The following is a 17,820-nucleotide window of genomic DNA, read 5'->3' as shown; positions in this document are numbered from 1 at the left end:
AGAGGATGTACGCCCGAATTATTGCCAACATCCACAGCGGTGGCGGCCACAGTCAGGACGAAAAGCGGTTGCTTAATCAGGTACGGAAAAAGTTGCAGCAGCAGGGCTGGCGTATCGAGCTATGCCAGACAGATGGGCCTGGCAGCGGGCATAGGCTCGCGTCTCAAGCCGTCGCAGCGGGCGTTGATATAGTAATCTCCGCTGGAGGGGATGGAACGCTCAACGAGATCATTCAAGGGTTGGCAGGCACCGATGTTGCTTTGGGAGTGCTACCGATGGGTACCATGAATGTCTGGGCGCGCGAGGTGGGCATTCCCTTGAATCTTCCGGGGGCGCTTCAGGTTCTGATTGATGGCGAGCAGCGCCGAATGGACCTGGGTACCGCCAACGGGCGCTATTTCCTGTTGTTCGCAGGCATCGGCGCCGATGGCAAGATCACCAGCATGATTGAACACCATTTTCTCAAGCGGTTGGGGCTGTTCAGCTATATCATCGCGGGCGCGGTGGTTGGGCTTGGGCCGTTGGACTTTCACATGCGGCTGCGCGTAGACGGGCGCAGCTTTCGCACGCGCGCCAGTCTCATCATCATTGGCAATACACGCCTCTATGGCGGGTTAATGACCTTCACCAACCAGGCATATGGAGATGATGGCATGCTCGATATGTGCATCGTTCGCCGACAGGGGCTTTTGGGTCGGCTGCGGGTCGTCTTGAACGCCTTCCGCAAACGTTACCCGCTGGGGGCGCGCGTCAGTTATGAACGCTTCCGAACATTGACTATTGATTCGCCTGTTCCCATACCCATTGAGGTTGATGGTGAACCGGCTGGTACGCTGCCCACCGTCTTTCGAGTGGCCCCTCAGATGCTCACCGTCATCGTCCCTCGTGATACACCTGCTGGCCTCTTCAGGAAAAAGCTGGCGCCAGCACACCACTAATCTGCCAGGCTATCTCGCTTGATGAGTGCCAGCACATCTGCTACACTTTTACACAGGAGCCTGTCTCTGAAGGCAATCCTTTGAGCATTGCTTCCTCAAATAGAAAAGGAGCCAGCTTATGGGCGCAAGCGAACCTTCGATAGTGCCAGAGGCGCCGCCTTTCCCAGCCGAAATCAACCCGGAGCGCCAGCAGCGCGCCCGCGAATACGCCCGTCTGCGGCGTCAGCTTCTTCTCGTCGATCTGGGCCTGGCCGCCATCTTCTTGCTTATCCTACTTGGCACAGGGCTTTCCACTGGCTTGCGTGATGCGCTGGCAGGAACAGGCGCCTGGCAGCCAATCGCTCACTGGGCGCCCCTTCAGATTAGCCTCTATTTCTGTATCTTGCTCATCGCGTACCAGATATTGGACGCGCCTCTCTCCTATTACAGCGGCTTTGTACTCCCTCATCGCTATCAACTCTCGCATCAATCGCTGGCAAGCTGGCTGGGCGATCAGGCCAAAGGTCTGCTCCTGGGCTTGATCTTTGAGGTCGTAGCCGTTGTCCTCATCTATCTTCTGCTGGCGGTGCAGCCCACGCTCTGGTGGCTCTGGGCAGCAATCGCCCTGCTGCTCTTCTCAGTCGTGCTTGCCAATCTGGCGCCCGTCCTCATCTTGCCCCTATTCTACAAGCTCACCCCATTGCAAGATGAGGAACTAACCCATCGGCTGCTGGCGCTGGCGGAACGGGCAAACACGCGCGTGCGGGGTGTCTTCACTATGAACATGAGCCGTAAAACATCAACAGCGAACGCGGCGCTCATGGGTATGGGAAATACACGCCGGATCGTCCTGGGTGATACCCTCCTGGGCGCTTACCCGCCCGACGAGATCGAGGTCGTTCTGGCGCACGAGCTAGGGCATCATGTTCACCGCGACCTCTGGAAGCTCATCATCACCCAGACCATCCTTACCCTCGGTGGCCTCTATCTGGTCAATCTTGGGTTGCATTGGGCGGTAGAGAGCGCCCATTTCTACCCGGCGCTGACCGATGTCGCCACGATGCCGCTGCTAGGCATCGCGTTGGGACTCTTCGGCCTGGTCACAATGCCCCTGTCAAATGGCCTTAGCCGCCTGGTTGAGTATCAAGCAGACGAGTACGCGCTTCAGGCAACCCGCAAGCCAGACGCCTTTACCAATGCGATGACGCGGCTTGCCAACCAGAACCTTGCCGAGCTGGACCCTGGCCCCATCATCGAGTTTCTGCTTTACGACCATCCTGCCATCAGCAAACGCCTCCAGCACGCCGAACGGTTCAAATCACAGCATGATACCGCATCTGATTGAGCCTGCTGGAGCGGGAAAGATGCAATTCTGGCAATTCCAGCAATTCTCATAGGTGATGCCGCTCTGTGCCTGGCAGCCCTCGGAGAATTGCATCATCTTCAGAAGAGGGATCATACTTCTCTTCTTCATTATTGCCCTTCTTAAATATATGAATGATATGCTCTTCTTATACATGAAGAGCATTGCTGGAATTGCCAGAATTGCATCTTTCCTCCCTACACGGGGAGGCTTCCATACACGACCGCCCCCCCAATCAGCGTCGCCTCGACCGGCGCCTGGGGCAATTCCCCGATAGGCAGAGCAAAGGGGTCGGCGCCCAGCACGACCAGATCGGCCAGCTTGCCCACCTCCAGCGAGCCTTTGCGGCTCTCTTCTCCGCCAGCATAGGCGGCTCCCAGCGTATAGCTCCAGAGCGCCTGAGCAACGCTCAGCGATTGTTCAGGCAGCCAGGGCGCGCGCTCCGGCGTCTGGTCATCACGGCGCATGACCGCCGCGTGAAGAATGCGCAGTGGATCAGTCGTTTCCACAGGCGCGTCAGAACCGAAGGCCAGCGAGACGCCGCTTTGCTGAAGCGTCCCATAAGCATAGGAGCGGTGATAGCGCGATCCCCAGTAACGCTCGGCGACATCTCGATCAGAGACCGCATGGAAGGGCTGCACCGACGCAACCACCCCTAGCCGCGCCATACGCTGAATATCTTCAGGCGCGATAAGCTGCACATGCTCCAGGCGATAGCGCACCATATCGCTTCCTGGAGTTCCTTTTATCCGCTCTTTCGCCTGTTCGATACCATCCAGCGCCACCCGACAGGCCCGATCCCCAATCGCGTGAACAGCGACATGCAAACGGCTGCCCGCCGCCATGTCCACAATGGCTTTCATCTCATCCGGGGGAACCGCCAGAATCCCGCGATTCTCTGCTGTCCCCTCGAACGGGTCCAGCATAGCCGCCGTCTGCGAACCAAGCGTACCATCAGCAAAAATCTTGATCCCGCCCAGCCGCAGCCAGTCATCACCAAAGCCAGCCTGCAAACCAAGACGCCCCAGCGCCTGAAGCGATTTTTTGGGGAAGAAAAACAGCACGCGCACCCCCAGCGCGTGCTGCGCATGCAATTGTTGGAAGTGCTGCACCGCCAGGTGGTCCTCAATATCATGAACGCTGGTAATCCCTCGCTGCTGGAGGAGCCTGATCGTCTCTTGCAGCGCCGGTGCCAGGTCCGTCTCTGGAGGAATGATCCCCTCTACCAGACTCGTCGCGCCAAATTCCTTCAGGACGCCTGTTGGTTCGCCGCTGGCGTCGCGCACAATCGTCGCCCCTTCCGGGTCGGGAGTCTCGCGCGTCACCCCGGCCAGCGCCAATGCCCGTGAGTTCACCCACAGCACATGCCCATCTTTGCTCCAAAGCGCAGCGGGATGATCTGGCGCGACAGCATCGAGCGTAGCCCGCGTTGGAAAATTGCCCCCAGGCCAGAGGTTTTTGTCCCATTGCCCGCCGTTGATCCAGGTTCCCTTAGCGGCCAGCGCCGCGCGCGCCTGCACTCGCGTCGCAGCTTCTTGTTCGCTTCGTGTCCCCAACAGATTCACAGCATGAAGCTGATGGTTATAAGAAAGCAGGTGGATATGCGCGTCAATAAATCCTGGCAGCACCGTATGCCCGCGCAGGTCAATGAGTTCGGCTAATGGCCCTCCCAGCCGCCGCATCTCTTCGCTAGAACCGACGCCAGCAATCTTCCCCGTATCCGGGTCCAGCGCGACGGCTTCCACCCTGGGCTGCGTCGCATCCATTGTATAGATAGAACCGTTGACTAAAACAAGCAGCGGCCTCATGACTCACACTTCCTTCTTTCTTCTTACCCATTCTGACGCGCGCGTTGCTGCAACTCGTAGAGTTTTCCAATGGCCTCAAGCGGCGTCATCTCATCAACGGACAGCGTTTTTAATTCTTCAACAAGCGGATCAGGCTCGTTGGCAAAAAGCGTCAATTGCAGCGCCGGAGGCAGCGCCATCTCTTTCATCGCGCGCCGTCGGGAGCGCGCCTCGCCTTTACGCTCCAACTCGTCCAAAATCTCTTCGGCGCGGTGAATCACCTGCCGAGGGATACCGGCCAGTTGAGCCACATGGATGCCATAGCTCTTATCAGCGCCGCCAGGGATAATCTTGCGCAAAAAGACGATGTGGCCCTCTTCCTCTGTTACGGCAATGGTATAGGGGCATACCCTTGGAAAGAGACGGCCCACCTCAACAAGCTCGTGATAGTGCGTGGCAAAAAGCGTGCGCGCCCCACAGCGCCGGTTATTATGCAGATACTCAATCACCGCGCGAGCGATAGCCAGCCCATCATAGGTGCTGGTGCCCCGGCCAATCTCATCCAGAATCACCAGGCTGCGCGGCGTCGCGTGGTGCAGAATATTGGCCGTCTCCACCATCTCCACCATAAAGGTACTTTGCCCCGTCGCCAGATCATCCTGAGCGCCAATGCGCGTAAAGATGCGATCAACCAGCCCAATGTTCGCAGACTCGGCTGGCACAAAACTGCCGATTTGCGCCAGCAATACGATCAGCGCCACCTGGCGCAGATACGTTGATTTTCCGGCCATATTGGGGCCAGTCAGCAGCAGAATCTGAGCCTCGTCTTGAGAGAGGTGGGCGTCATTGGGGATAAATGGCGTATCGGCCTGGGCTTGCTCAACTACTGGATGACGGCCTGCCACCACATGAATAGTCGTCCCTGTATTGACCTGCGGGCGGCAGTAATTCCAGCGCGCGGCCACATTCGCCAGGCTCAGATAGACATCCAACTCCGCCAATGATCGGGCCGTCTTCAGGATACGCTCGGCATGATGGATGGCAAGATCAGCCCGAAGCTGAATAAACAGTTCCTGTTCCAGTTTGGCGCTTTTCTCCTGCGCGTTCAGGATCAGCGCCTCATATTCCTTCAGGTCCGGCGTAATAAAACGCTCGCCCGTCGTCAGCGTCTGCTTACGGATATAATCTTGCGGCACACGGCCCAGTTGGGAGTTCGTGACTTCAAGATAATAGCCAAATACCTTGTTATAGCTGACTTTCAGATTGCTAATGCCGGTACGCTCGCGCTCGCGCTGCTCCAGATCAGCCATCCATTGCCGGGCATCCTGCGAAGTTGATCGCAGCATATCCAACTCTTCATGATAGCCCGCGCGAATCAGCCCACCCTCGGTCATACTAGCTGGTGGCTCAGGCGCTAACGCAGCCATAATCAGAGCTTCTGCTTCAGCAACCGGATCAAGCGCCGCCAGGCGAGCGCATAATGGCCCTTGCGAGCTATCTTCTGATGCATGAATCATAGTGGCCTTGCCGGAAGAATCAAAGAGCGCGAGGCCGGTCTGTAACTCCGCAACGCTCCGCAATCCAGCGGCAAGATTCGCCAGATCGCGCGGCGTAGCAATTCGTTGAATTGCTCGATTTGCCAGGCGCTCCAGATCACCAATGCGGTCAAGAAAGCTGCCCAGGCGTGTGCGCAGCGGCGCGTCATGGGCTGCTGCCTCCACCGCATCCAGGCGAGCGTTCAGTTCCCCTTCCTCCAACAGCGGCTGACTAAGCCAGCGGCGCAGCAGCCGCCCGCCCATCGGCGTCTGTGTCTGATCCAACACCCAGAGCAGCGACCCCTGTTCGCCGCCTCCGCGCCCACTATGAAAGAGTTCCAGATTCCGCCTGGTATGGGGGTCCAATACCATAAAGCCTGAAGTGCTGTAGGTCTCAAGCGCGGTCAGATGAGCCAGCACGCCGCGCTGGGTCTCTTCAATGTATGAGAGCAGCGCCCCGGCGGCGCAGATCGCCAACGGGAGGTGAGCGCAGCCAAAGCCTTCGAGCGAAGCAACCGCAAAATGCGCCAGTAAACGCGCGCGGGCCTGCTCTTCCTGAAAAAAGCGCGTAGCAGAAGGTGTAATGTGACGCACAGCCTCCCGAAGCGGCTCAACCCAGCGAGGCAAACCATCGTCAGCTCCCTCTTCTTCTGGCAGCGGCTCTCTGCCGTCCTGGTGGTGATCTTTCCCGGCCCAGGATGCCTGCCTGGAATACGCTCGGCGGCGCGAGCGATGCAGCAGCGGAGCTAGCTGGCGGCTGCCCGATGCCTCAACGAGTAATTCAGATGGCCCGATCCGCGCTAGTTCTTCTTGCAACGCCGCTTCCGGGTCTGCCGCCGCCAGTTGAGTCGTGGCAAACTCGCCAGTCGTAATATCCACATAAGCAATACCAGCAGCCCCCTTCCCAATGACGGCGGCTGCCAGGAAGTTATTGCGCTTGGCTGCCAGCATAGCCGGGTCAACTACTGTGCCTGGCGTCACCATGCGCACCACCTCGCGCTCCACCAGACCCTTTGCAAGCGCGGGATCGCTCATTTGCTCGCAGACCGCGACACGATACCCTTTGTTCACCAACCGCGCAATATAGCCGTCAACCGCCTGGTGTGGCACACCAGCCATCGGGGCGCGCTCACCCCGTCCAAAGTCACGCCTGGTCAGCACAATCTCTAATTCGCGTGAGGCGATCTGGGCATCTTCGTCGAAAAGTTCGTAAAAATCCCCCATGCGAAACAAGAGAATGGCATCAGGATACTTGTGCTTGATCTGCAAATATTGCGCACGAACGGGGCTATGAACGGGCGAATTATCTGTCAATTCGTTGCTCAGCCTCCCAACCAACAGCAAAATACACAGCGATATGCTCTACCAGCGAGAACACCCGCACTGCTAGCATACGCAAGTCCATTCTAGCATTGCCCCTGATGCAGAGCAAGCCAGAAAATGACCTGAGCGTCGCATACACCCCATCCTGGCTATGATACAATGGCTAGAGGGAAAATGATGACCAGGGGAAAGGTCTCTCCGTTAACGTGAGGATGTGCAATGCGTTGTCCGGTGTGTGGCACTCAAAACCCAGCAGGCGCCAAATTCTGTAATGAATGTGGCGCTCGCCTGCTATCAATCATATGCCCATCATGTGGAGCAATCAATTCCCCAAATGCAAAGTTTTGCAACGAATGCGGCATGCTCCTGGCATCTCCCGCAGAAGATGCGCCGCCGCCGACAACGCAGACGGGGCTTCAAGGGACACCCCCTGAACAGCGTGTCTCGGCACGTGGGCAAGCTGAAACCGCGCCCGCCGCCCCTAATCTCAACCCGCCCTCGGATACACCAGCGCCTTCTGTCCTTTCAAGAGAAGTTGGCGAAGCAGAAAACCTATTAGCCTCGCTTGATAGCGAAGAGCGGCGGGTTGTCACCATCCTCTTTGCCGACATGACTGGTTCTACCGCGCTGGCTGATCGCATGGACCCAGAGGAAGTGCGTCTGCTGATGGCTGGATACTTTGCGGCGATGGCTCAGGCCATCCACCGTCATGGTGGTACCATCGAAAAGTTTATCGGCGATGCCGTGATGGCAATTTTTGGGATGCCAGTTGCCCACGAAGATGATCCAGAGCGGGCAGTTCGGGCCGGCCTGGAGATGCTCAACGCGCTCAGGCGCTTTAACGAGCAGCGGCTGGCTGAAGACCCCCAGGCGGCGCCTGTGCAGATTCGCATCGGCATTAGCACGGGCGAGGTCGTCGCTGCCAGCGGAGCGGGCGATGGCGGGCAGTTTTTAATTACGGGCGACGCCGTGAACGTTGCCGCGCGCTTCCAGCAGCAGGCCCAACCAGGAACCATCCTGGTCGGCGGGCGCACCTACCGCAGCACACACGGAGCGATTGTCTATCAACCGCTCAGCCCGATACAGGTGAAGGGAAAGCCAAAACCGCTGCGCGTCTGGCAAGCTATCGAGGCGGTTGAAGATCAGGCAGCCCCTCCGACTCAACATCTGCGCGGCATCGAAGGATTGCCATCACCGTTCATTGGCCGCGCGCCGGAACTGGCGCTGCTGGATGCGGTCTATGAGCGAGTGATCGGCGAGCGGCGGCCTCACCTGATCACCCTGCTGGGCGTGCCTGGGGTGGGCAAATCGCGTCTGGTGCGCGAATGGATACAGCGACTCCGCCAACAGCATACAGGCGAAAGCGCCACGCAGACGGATGACGGCCCCTTCCCACAGATACCGCTCTTTCTGGAAGGGCGCTGTCCACCCTACGGGGCAGGCATTACGTACTGGCCCCTTGCGGAGATTCTGCGCTCCTATGCCGGATTCGTTGACGATGATACATCGCAGCGAGCCAGGGAGCGCCTGCTTCAGAAGGTGCAGGAAGTGCTTGATGGCAGCCACCAAAGCGAGGTTATTCCCTCACTCGTTCGCCAGCTTGGATTCACCATCGGCCTGGGGGCAGAACAGGGAGAAATGGTTCGGCCATCGGCTGATTCCAATGAGCAGCGTGAAAATCTCTTCCGCGCCTGGCGTATCTTCTTTGAATCACTGGCGCGCCGCCAGCCGCTCCTTATCTTAATTGACGATATTCACTGGGCTAATGAAGCCCTGCTCGACCTGCTGGAGTACCTTACGCAGCGGGTGAGCAATGCTCCGCTCTTGTTCCTCTGTCCTGCTCGTCTGGACTTACTAGAAAAACGGCCTGGCTGGGGGGGCGGCAAACGTAACTTTACGACCATTACCCTGGAGCCACTCTCATCAGAACAAAGCCATGAATTGATTGACGCCCTGCTGGCGCCCGATGGCTTGCCTCCGGCGCTGCGCAATAGCATCCTGGCAAAAGCGGAGGGCAATCCCTTCTTTGTTGAGGAAATTGTCCGCATGCTGATTGACCTTGGCATCCTGATACGTAAAAGTGATCGCTGGCAAACTGTGAATCAAGACCCCGGCAAGACCTTCAGCGACCTGCTTTCATTTAGCATCCCCGATTCTATTCAGGGTGTCCTGGCCGCGCGCATTGATCTGCTCCCGCCAACTGAAAAGCGCGTGCTGCAACACGCTGCCCTCGCTGGTCGAACGTTTTGGAAAGGCGCGCTGGCTAATCTGTCCCAGGAGATCAGCCCGGAGGCGCTCGATCTGGCTCTGGAGAGCCTGGTTCGCAAAGATTTCATCGGGGAGAACGAGCGCCCTACTGGAATACTCATCGAGAGAGATGTGCAATACAGCTTCAATCATGTGCTGGTCCGCGATGTTGCCTATGCGAGCGTCCCGCGTACCCGGCGCGCGCGCGAGCATGCCCGCATGGCCGAATGGCTGGAACGCATAGCTGCCGGTCGTATTGAGGGGTTCATCGAGCTATTAGCCTATCATTACCATCAAGCTATTGTCGCCTGGTCCCAGACAACCTCCGGGCAGGCGCTGGCGCGTCGCCCTGCTCGCGCACAAGCCCAGGCCGACCTGCGCCAGAAAGCCATCGGCTATCTCATCCAGGCTGGCAATGAGGCGCTGGGCAAATACGCAGCCAATCAAGCGGCACGCCACTACATCGCAGCCCTCGATCTCTTGAACGGCATTGCAAGCGATCCCTCGCTGCGGCCACACCTCTATGAGCGGCTTGCCAGAGCATACTTTGTCCTTTCAGATGGAGATTCATGCTGGGAACAGTATCAGCACGCCCTCGACGCATTACAAGACGCCTCCGCGCTGGAGCGTGCGCATCTCTACCAGCACCTCACGATGCTCGGCACCCGCTGGCGCAGTTGGTTCAAGCAACCACCTGATTTGGGTTTGATTCGCACGTATCTCGATGAGGGACTGGCCCTACTCAAAGACCAGCCTGAGATCATGGAAATGGCGCTGCTGCTCGCCAGCGAAGCCTTCTGGTATATGCAAGCCTATTTCAGCCAGCAGCTTGACGAAAGCGCGATGGAGCGCGCCATAGCCAGCGCGGAACGCGCTGCAAGCATCGCCGAACGGCTGAATCATCCTGTCTATCTCTCTGAAGTCCTCGACGCGCTTTCCAATGTCTACGGCAATATGAGCGATTACCGCGCGTTTCTGGAGGTGCAGAAGCGGCGACTGGCGCTAGTTGATCGTATCAAAGACCGCGCAGAAGTCTATGATATTTACTTCACCGCCAGCAGAGCGTATTTGCAGCTTTCTGATTATCCTCAAGCACTGTACTGGGCAGACGCCGCATTGAAGGTTGCCGAATCCATGAACAGCCGCCGCAAACTCTGTGGCATGTTGGGCAACAAAGTTCTTATTTATTATCAGTGGGATCAATGGGCCGAAGTGCTCTATTGGGGCGAGCGACTGGCAACCCTTTGTGAGCAATATGATTTGTTGAGCCAGAGTTGGCCCGCTCCCTACGGCATTATGGCGCTGGCAATTGTCTATTACGGCGTCGGCCAGGATGAGCGAGGGGACTATTATGCAAATATGGCTGAGCAGGCTGCTCCTGAAACCGAACTGAGCCACGAATTCATCAGCGGGCAGCTTCGGATCGCCCAGCAGCGGCTCGAAGAGGCTCGTGTCATCTTCCAGCGGCTTTCAACACATTATTCAGCCATTGAGCGCCCGCAGATTCAATGGCGGCTGGTAGAATTGGCTGCTCTCCTCGGCGATGAGGCGCGCTATAGTGAACTGGCGCCCACTGCGCTGGCATTGATGGAACGCTCTGGCAACCGTAAAGGATGGGCAGGCTTGATCCGTACACGTGGCATGATAAACTCGAAGCGAGGAATGTTCAGCGAGGCAACCGAAGACTTCCATATCGCCCTTCATTGTTACCGCCAGATTGGCACACGTTGGGAGGAAGGGCTGACCCTGGAAGCCCTGGCTACCCATCTGAGCCAGAGCCAGGCCATTGACCAACGCCAGGAAGCGTCCGATCTCTTTCATGCAGCCCTGACAACGTATGAGGAATTACATGCAGCGCCCGCCGCGCTGCGCGTGCGCAATATATTGGATAGAGCCGGGACCAGGGCTGTCCACGAAACAAATCCATACCCATGATACCAATACCGCTCTCATTCTCTAAACACAAATTCTGCCACCTCTGCGGCAGTTCGCTGATGCTGGGATACACCGAGTATAGTACTGGCCTGGTAGTGTGTCCTCAGTGCGAACACAGCGCCCCTCGCTGCACATCCTGCCAGCAACCGGCACGCGAATTAGCGCCAATCGATCAACATCGGCTCTGCAAGCACTGCCTTGGCACACTACCCCGCTGCGCCGCGTGTCATAAACCGATTATCGGCCAATTTTATCGCTTTGGCGACTCGCCCAAACCCTACTGCGTCTCCTGTTCCCAGGAGCGCCCTGCCTGTCATATTTGTGGAGCGCCACTTGGCCCTGACGGGCGCCAGCTTCCTGGCGGGCAATATCGCTGCGGTGAGTGCGCCCAAACGATGGTGCTGGACGATCAAACCGTCCAGGCGCTTTATCAGATGGTCATCCAGCAGTCCAGGGCAATATTCGATAGAGATGTCAAGCACATCCCCGTCCTGCGCATAGTTGAACCCAGGGAACTGGCAATCGCTCGCCGACGCCATGAGCGTCTGACGCCAACCATCGGGGCCACCCGGCAGCATATCCTGGGCTTCTTTGAGCAGCAAGGCCAGGCGCGCACGATCTATATCGAACGGGGTTTGCCTCGTGCAACGTTGATTGGCACGTTGGCTCATGAATATGCCCATGCCTGGCAGGCAGATCACGCGCCCCAGAAACAAAGTATGCTCCAGCGTGAAGGCTTTGCCGAGTGGTTGTCTCACCGCCTCCTCGTCACCCTGGGCCATACGCGCGAGGCAGCGCGAGCTACCCGGCGCGAAGATGACTATGGGCGCGGGCTGCGCCACTTTATCTCCCTGGAACAACGGCATGGACGCCAGAAAGTTTTCGCAGAGGCCAGCAGCGCATAGAAAACGTAACCGCTTCTCTCCAAGACGAAAAACGAAAGCACCTGATAGGGCAAGGCTCACTCAAAAACTTGACAGAGCGGGATATGGATGCTATACTGACTATAGTTCCAGAGGATAATAGGCGCCGCTGGAGCCTTATACAGAGCTTTCGTTGCTGGAAGCCTGTATAACAGGGTTTTTAACCCCTACCGTGAGTTGCGCGGGAAGTAACGCCTGTGGACAGAACCAAACCTCTCTCCTGAGGCCGCTCTGGATGAAGCAGGAACTGGCTGCCAACAAGTTTCTTCTTGCTGGCGAATGTCAGGCAACGGGACAGCAACAAGGCTAGGGTTAGGCAAGCCTTGCATTGGAACTAGGAAAGGAGTATCGCCTATGTTCCCAATGAAAAAGCCAATTCGCCTCCTGGGGATGGTATTTCAAATCGACTAAGCGCGCCCGTGAAGGCGGGCTATCCAGTCCCTGTGCTGGTACTGCTCCAAAGCCTTCCCCCGCTGTGGCCTGAAAAGTAATATGCGCCGCAGGATGACGAAGACAGAACGTGACTGGCGCGAACCAGAGACAGGGAAGAGCAGGTGATTACACCTGGCTCACGTGATAAGCAGCAAAGTGAAGTATAAAGGCTCGAACCGATGGTTCGAGCCTGTTCGTTTAGTTGAGACGTTCGCATCTACTCAAGCAAGCGGGTTTGCCTACTCTTCCAGGGTCAGCATCGCCATAAAGGCTTCTTGTGGAATCTCCACATTCCCCACGCGCTTCATCCGCTTCTTGCCCTCTTTCTGCTTCTCCAACAGTTTGCGCTTGCGCGTCACATCACCGCCATAACACTTTGCCAGCACATTTTTACGCAGCGCCTTTACCGTCTCGCGCGCAATCACTCGCTGGCCGATAGCTGCCTGAATAGGCACCTCAAATAGCTGGCGGGGGATCACCTCGCGCAAGCGTTCCACCAAAGCGCGCCCAATGTTATACGCTTTATCCCGATGTGTAATCAGCGAAAGCGCGTCCACCGGCTCTCCCGCAACCAGCAGATCAAGCTTGACCAGATCAGCCTCTCGATAGCTCGCAAAGCTGTAATCCAGCGAAGCATACCCTTGCGTGCGCGATTTGAGTTGATCGTAGAAATCAATAATCAACTCAGCCAGCGGCATATGATAGGTAAGATGCACCCGATCTTCCTCGATATACTTCATATCTCTGAAAGCGCCCCTCCGAGTCGTCACCAGGTCCATCAAAGCGCCAATATAGCGGCTCGGTGAGAAAATGCTGATGTCCATCCAGGGTTCCTCGATTTTCAGCATCTCGCCCATCGGCGGCAAATCCGCCGGATTGTCAACGGGAAGCACAGAGCCATCCTGTCTGGTCACAAGATATTCCACACTGGGGGCTGTCGCCAGGATGCTCAGATCATACTCGCGCTCCAGACGCTCCTGAACGATCTCCATATGCAGCAGCCCCAAAAAGCCGCAGCGAAAGCCAAACCCCAGCGCCACCGAATTCTCCGGCTCATAGACCAGGGAAGCATCATTCAGCTTCAAGCGATCCAACGCATCACGCAGCAAGGGGTAGTCGTTGCCCTCCACAGGGTACAAGCCCGCAAAGACCATTGGTTTTGCCGGGCGATAGCCTGGCAGCGGTTCCCTGGCGGGCCTGGCCGCCAGGGAAATCGTATCCCCCACCTGGCAATCCTTCACATTCTTAAAGCCTGTGGCAACATAGCCAACCTCACCTGCGCCGAGTGCATCGGTGGCCGCAAGATGCGGGTTGAAATAGCCAACCTCCAGCGCCTCTGCCGTACTGCCTGTCGCCATCATCAGAAGGCGCTCTCCAGATCGAATCTCCCCATCGATCAGACGTACATAAGCAATAACGCCCTTATAGGCGTCATAATGGGAATCAAAAACCAGCGCGCGCAGCGGCTGCCCAACATCTCCCTTCGGCGAAGGGATGCGCTGTACAATGGCTTCCAGAATCTCTCTGGTTCCAACGCCCTCTTTGGCCGAAGCCAGGATAATCTCGTCACGGGCGATGCCAATCACATCCTCAATTTCTTGCGAGACGCGCTCAGGCTCCGCGCTTGCCAGATCGATCTTATTGACCACCGGAATAATGGTTAGATCGGCTTCCATTGCCAGATAGAGGTTGGCAAGCGTCTGCGCCTCGATGCCCTGCGTGGCATCCACGACCAACAGTGCGCCCTCGCATGCAGCCAGGCTCCGCGAAACCTCATAGGTAAAGTCCACATGGCCCGGCGTATCAATCAGATTGAGTTCGTATTCCTGCCCATCCACCGCGCTATAGCGCATGCGCACCGCCTGGGCTTTGATCGTAATGCCCTTCTCACGTTCCAGGTCCATCTGATCAAGCACCTGCTCCGCCATCTCGCGTTTGGTCAGGGTGCCAGTATATTCTAGCAAACGATCAGCCAGCGTAGATTTCCCATGATCGATATGAGCAATAATGCAAAAATTGCGAATGTGCGCCTGTTCCATGCCTTCTCACCAAATGATCAGCAGGGACGACTAACCTGCCAGGCTGGCGGGTTAGTCGTCCCTAATAATGCCACCGCCCAGCACTTCATCTTCTGTTGGCCCGCCATAAAAGACCGCAGCCTGGCCGGGAGTAATCGCTCGCTGTGGCTGCGAAAGCGTAATCTGTGCTGTAGTGGCGCTCAGCGGCGTGATTACTGCCGGGATTTCGGACGCCTTGTAGCGCACTCGCACATTCGCCTCAAATGGCTCGCTGGGAACCTCGCCGCTTATATAATGCGCCTGATGCACCGTAAAAGTATCGCGCTCCAGATGCTTCGGGCCTCCGACAACCAGCGCGTTGCGAGCCGTATCCAACTTCAACACATGCAGCCGCTCCTGCAAATCCAGGCCCAACCCCCTCCGCTGACCAACCGTATAATAAGCCAGCCCTTGATGCGTTCCTATCTGCTGCCCGCTCACATCCAGAATCGGCCCCTGGCTGGGCGCCTTGGCTCCCGTACTTTCTGTGTAACGCTTCATAAAGCCCCGATAATCTCCCCCAGCCACGAAGCAGATTTCCTGGCTTTCAGCCTTGGCGGCTACTGGCAGGCCACGCTCCGCCGCCATTGCTCGCACTTCTGGCTTGGTGAAACCGCCAAGAGGGAAACAGGCATGCGCAAGCTGCTGCTGGTTCAAGACATGCAGCACATATGACTGATCCTTGGCCGGATCAACGCCCTTGCGCAGTCGCCGCTTGCCACTCACAGGGTCCGTTTCCACTCGCACGTAATGGCCCGTCGCCAGATACTCTGCGCCCAGCGCCAGCGCGCGCTCCAGTAGCAGAGTAAAGCGGATATGGCGGTTGCAATTCAGACAAGGGTTGGGTGTGCGCCCCTGGACGTATTCGTCATAGAAATAGTCAACAATCCGCTGCTTGAACTGCTGCTCCACATTCACCATATAGAAATTGATGTCCAGGAGCTGGCTGACACGGCGAGCGTCGCCCACTGATTCAAGCGAGCAGCACTTATTTTCGGCTACATGCTCCACCCCGTCATCAAGCTCCGCCGCAGGCTCCGACCAGAGGCGCAGCATAATGCCAATAACCTCATGGCCCTGCTCCTTGAGCAGCGCCGCAGCAACTGAACTATCAACACCGCCACTCATGGCGACCACAATTCTTGCCATCTTGGATACCTGCCTGAGTCTCCTCCCTGTGTTAAACTTTCTCAGATCATGGGGAAATGCTGCTAGCTGGTGAGGAAAAGCGAGCAGAAGAAAAGGCCAGCCCATCAAGAAAGCATAGCACACAGGGGCAGGCTTGTCAAATAACGCTGGTTGCTCTATCTTCTGCCAGAGCGCCTGAGCAGCCTTCTCGCTTGAGAGCCATCAGATCAAAAAACGCCGCCATCCACGCTTGCGCCGCTGCCGCCAGAAATCCAGGGCTGCCTCATCCTGGCGCAGCCGCTCCTCAGCGGCTCGGCGGAAGGCTTCGTCCTGCTCAGGAACTGGAAAACGCGCCTCGCAGCTCTCGCAAACTGCGGCAGTCCAGGGATTCAGAGCGCCGCACCAGTTGCAACGCTTCTGCATCACTCCCTCTACCGGCGCCTGAGCAGCAGCCTCCATTCCTCCCAGGCTGCTCTCCTCATTCCCAGGCTCCAGAGTATCAGATGTATCACCTGACGTAGAATCCTGCCAGAGATTCGCATCCGGGGTGCTCTGCCAGATAGTGCCCTCCGCTGCCGATTCCACAAGAAGTTCACGACCACATATGCCACAAAACTGAGCCTCCGAAGCATTGGCGCCTCCACAGGCGCCACAGATGCGAATAGCCTCATGATTGCTCATCCAGAAACCCCCTTCGGAACCAGGCCCTACTCTTTAGCTCCCCTTCGGCGCTCTCCTGGTCGCTCATCGCTCACCAGAGCGGATTGATGACCAGGCCAGTAATGAGCTTGGGATAAAAGTACGTTGATTTCTGCGGCATGCGATCACCAGCCAGCGCCACATTACGAAGTTGTTCTACAGGGGTGGAACGCATAAGCGCCGCCAGTTGGGCAGATCCGCTGCGCACCGCCTGCGCTGCTTTCTCTGCATCGCGCGCATAACTCAAGAAGTTGCCCCCTGTGACCGCCTCAGCATTCAATCCAAGCGCCTCATCCAACACCAGCGTTTGCAAGATGGCAACATCCAGCTTTTGCCACCCAGCAGAGCGACCTGTCTCGGCCATCCTACGCAACGCTTCCGGCCCCGCCCGCACCCGGAACACCTCATCCTTCATCACCAGAATGAACGCCCCTGAACTATCCGCCGGAAGCTCCGCCAACGCCTGATCTGGCGAGGTATTTGCAGGCAATCGATCCATCGTAAAATAGCGGCTCAATCGCTCGATAAGGCCGGAGATTCGATCCGCCGGTAATGCCCTGACGAGGCGATGGGTAGGTAGAATGACCAGCCCAGGGTCTTCAAGGGCGATCAGTGACATCAACACAAAATTTGCGGCATCCTCCGGGTGCAGATCCTTGCGCATCTCACGCAGTTCTTCTTGATAGACCAGCGCAGTTTCATAGCGGTGATGCCCATCAGCAATAAAGAGTTTGCAACTGCCAAAAAAACGCCGCATCGCCGCGATCTGGTCAGGATCAGTGAGGGGCAGCAACGTATGATCCTCTCCAATCTCATCCGTAAACGCCACCTGGGGAGGCTGGTCAATCACGGACGCCAGCAGCCGCTGCATAGCGCCATCCGCGTCGTCATAAAGCGCCATTATGGGGCTTAAGTTTGCCGCGCAGGCGCGCAGGAGTTTCAGCCGATCACCCTTTGGCGATGCCATAGTATGCTCGTGTGGCAGCACCACTCCAGCGTTCCAGGGTTCCAGCCGGACCCGCGCAAGGACGCCTGTCCGCCAGTAATCTTTGTCTCCGATATAAAAATGCTGCTGGTAGAGGTAGAATGCTGGCTGCGCCTCCTGATATAGAACCCCCCGCATACGCCAATCGGCCAGGGCCGCAGCCGCGCGAGAATAGCGATTATTGAGCATGTCATCGTGGGCTTCATCTCGCCCCAGTTCCAGCCGGGTAATGTTATAAGGATGGCGCTCATAATAAGATGCTTGGGCTTCATGAGAAATAACATCATAGGGCGGTATCACCAGAGAAGCCAGTTTTGGCTGGAGATCAGGCGCATAGCGTATTCCAGGGAAAGGGCGTACATCAGCCATAGAAACCTCCTCACTCGATGCGGCAGCCAGACGCCAGGACAGAATAGATTGCTCCGTCAGTATACATTGAGATTGGATATTTTGCTCACCTTTGCCTCTATTCGACTGTCGAAAAGGCCC

Annotated in this window: 10 protein-coding genes; 4 read left to right on the top strand and 6 right to left on the bottom strand. The window is 57.2% G+C overall.

All coding sequences use genetic code 11. The features are described 5' to 3' along the window. Positions 1-5: 5 nt before the first annotated feature. A complete protein-coding gene (locus VH599_18715) occupies positions 6-938 on the top strand; it encodes a diacylglycerol kinase family protein (GenBank protein ID HEY7350354.1) in 933 nt (310 codons plus the stop codon). Positions 939-1,056: 118 nt separating this feature from the next. Then, positions 1,057-2,262 carry a M48 family metallopeptidase gene (locus VH599_18710; protein ID HEY7350353.1) on the top strand — a complete coding sequence of 402 codons (1,206 nt, stop codon included), beginning with the start codon at positions 1,057-1,059 and terminating at the stop codon, positions 2,260-2,262. Positions 2,263-2,477: 215 nt separating this feature from the next. Here VH599_18710 and VH599_18705 read toward each other — a convergent pair whose 3' ends face one another. Both VH599_18705 and mutS read right to left on the bottom strand, forming a co-directional pair. Continuing rightward, a complete protein-coding gene (locus tag VH599_18705; GenBank protein HEY7350352.1) occupies positions 2,478-4,088 on the bottom strand; it encodes an amidohydrolase in 1,611 nt (536 codons plus the stop codon). 23 nt (positions 4,089-4,111) lie between these two features. Continuing rightward, positions 4,112-6,916: a DNA mismatch repair protein MutS gene (gene mutS, locus VH599_18700; protein ID HEY7350351.1), complete on the bottom strand. Its 2,805-nt coding sequence runs from the start codon at positions 6,914-6,916 to the stop codon at positions 4,112-4,114. 369 nt (positions 6,917-7,285) lie between these two features. Here mutS and VH599_18695 point away from each other — a divergent pair, with 369 nt between their 5' ends. Continuing rightward, complete coding sequence (locus VH599_18695; protein HEY7350350.1) at positions 7,286-11,107, top strand: adenylate/guanylate cyclase domain-containing protein; 3,822 nt, start codon at positions 7,286-7,288, stop codon at positions 11,105-11,107. Between the two features lie 59 nt (positions 11,108-11,166). Further along, complete coding sequence (locus tag VH599_18690; GenBank protein HEY7350349.1) at positions 11,167-12,012, top strand: hypothetical protein; 846 nt, start codon at positions 11,167-11,169, stop codon at positions 12,010-12,012. A 689-nt stretch (positions 12,013-12,701) separates the two neighbouring features. Here VH599_18690 and lepA read toward each other — a convergent pair. The 4 genes from lepA to VH599_18670 all read right to left on the bottom strand — a co-directional run bounded on the left by lepA (position 12,702) and on the right by VH599_18670 (position 17,700). Continuing rightward, positions 12,702-14,501, bottom strand: a complete 1,800-nt coding sequence (gene lepA, locus VH599_18685) for a translation elongation factor 4 (protein ID HEY7350348.1) — start codon at positions 14,499-14,501, stop codon at positions 12,702-12,704. 51 nt (positions 14,502-14,552) lie between these two features. Continuing rightward, the gene (mnmA, locus tag VH599_18680) at positions 14,553-15,668 is read right to left on the bottom strand and encodes a tRNA 2-thiouridine(34) synthase MnmA (protein HEY7350347.1); all 1,116 of its coding nucleotides are present in this window, start codon (positions 15,666-15,668) and stop codon (positions 14,553-14,555) included. Between the two features lie 201 nt (positions 15,669-15,869). Next, the gene (locus VH599_18675) at positions 15,870-16,328 is read right to left on the bottom strand and encodes a zinc ribbon domain-containing protein (GenBank protein ID HEY7350346.1); all 459 of its coding nucleotides are present in this window, start codon (positions 16,326-16,328) and stop codon (positions 15,870-15,872) included. Positions 16,329-16,398: 70 nt separating this feature from the next. Continuing rightward, on the bottom strand, positions 16,399-17,700 hold the full coding sequence (locus VH599_18670; protein ID HEY7350345.1) for a DUF1015 domain-containing protein: 1,302 nt from the start codon (positions 17,698-17,700) through the stop codon (positions 16,399-16,401). Positions 17,701-17,820: the final 120 nt, after the last annotated feature.

It is taken from the genome of Ktedonobacterales bacterium, from assembly GCA_036557285.1.
Lineage (GTDB): Bacteria > Chloroflexota > Ktedonobacteria > Ktedonobacterales > DATBGS01 > DATBHW01.
Note: the sequence above shows the minus strand (reverse complement) of the source record. Positions and strands in the feature narration are given on the sequence as shown.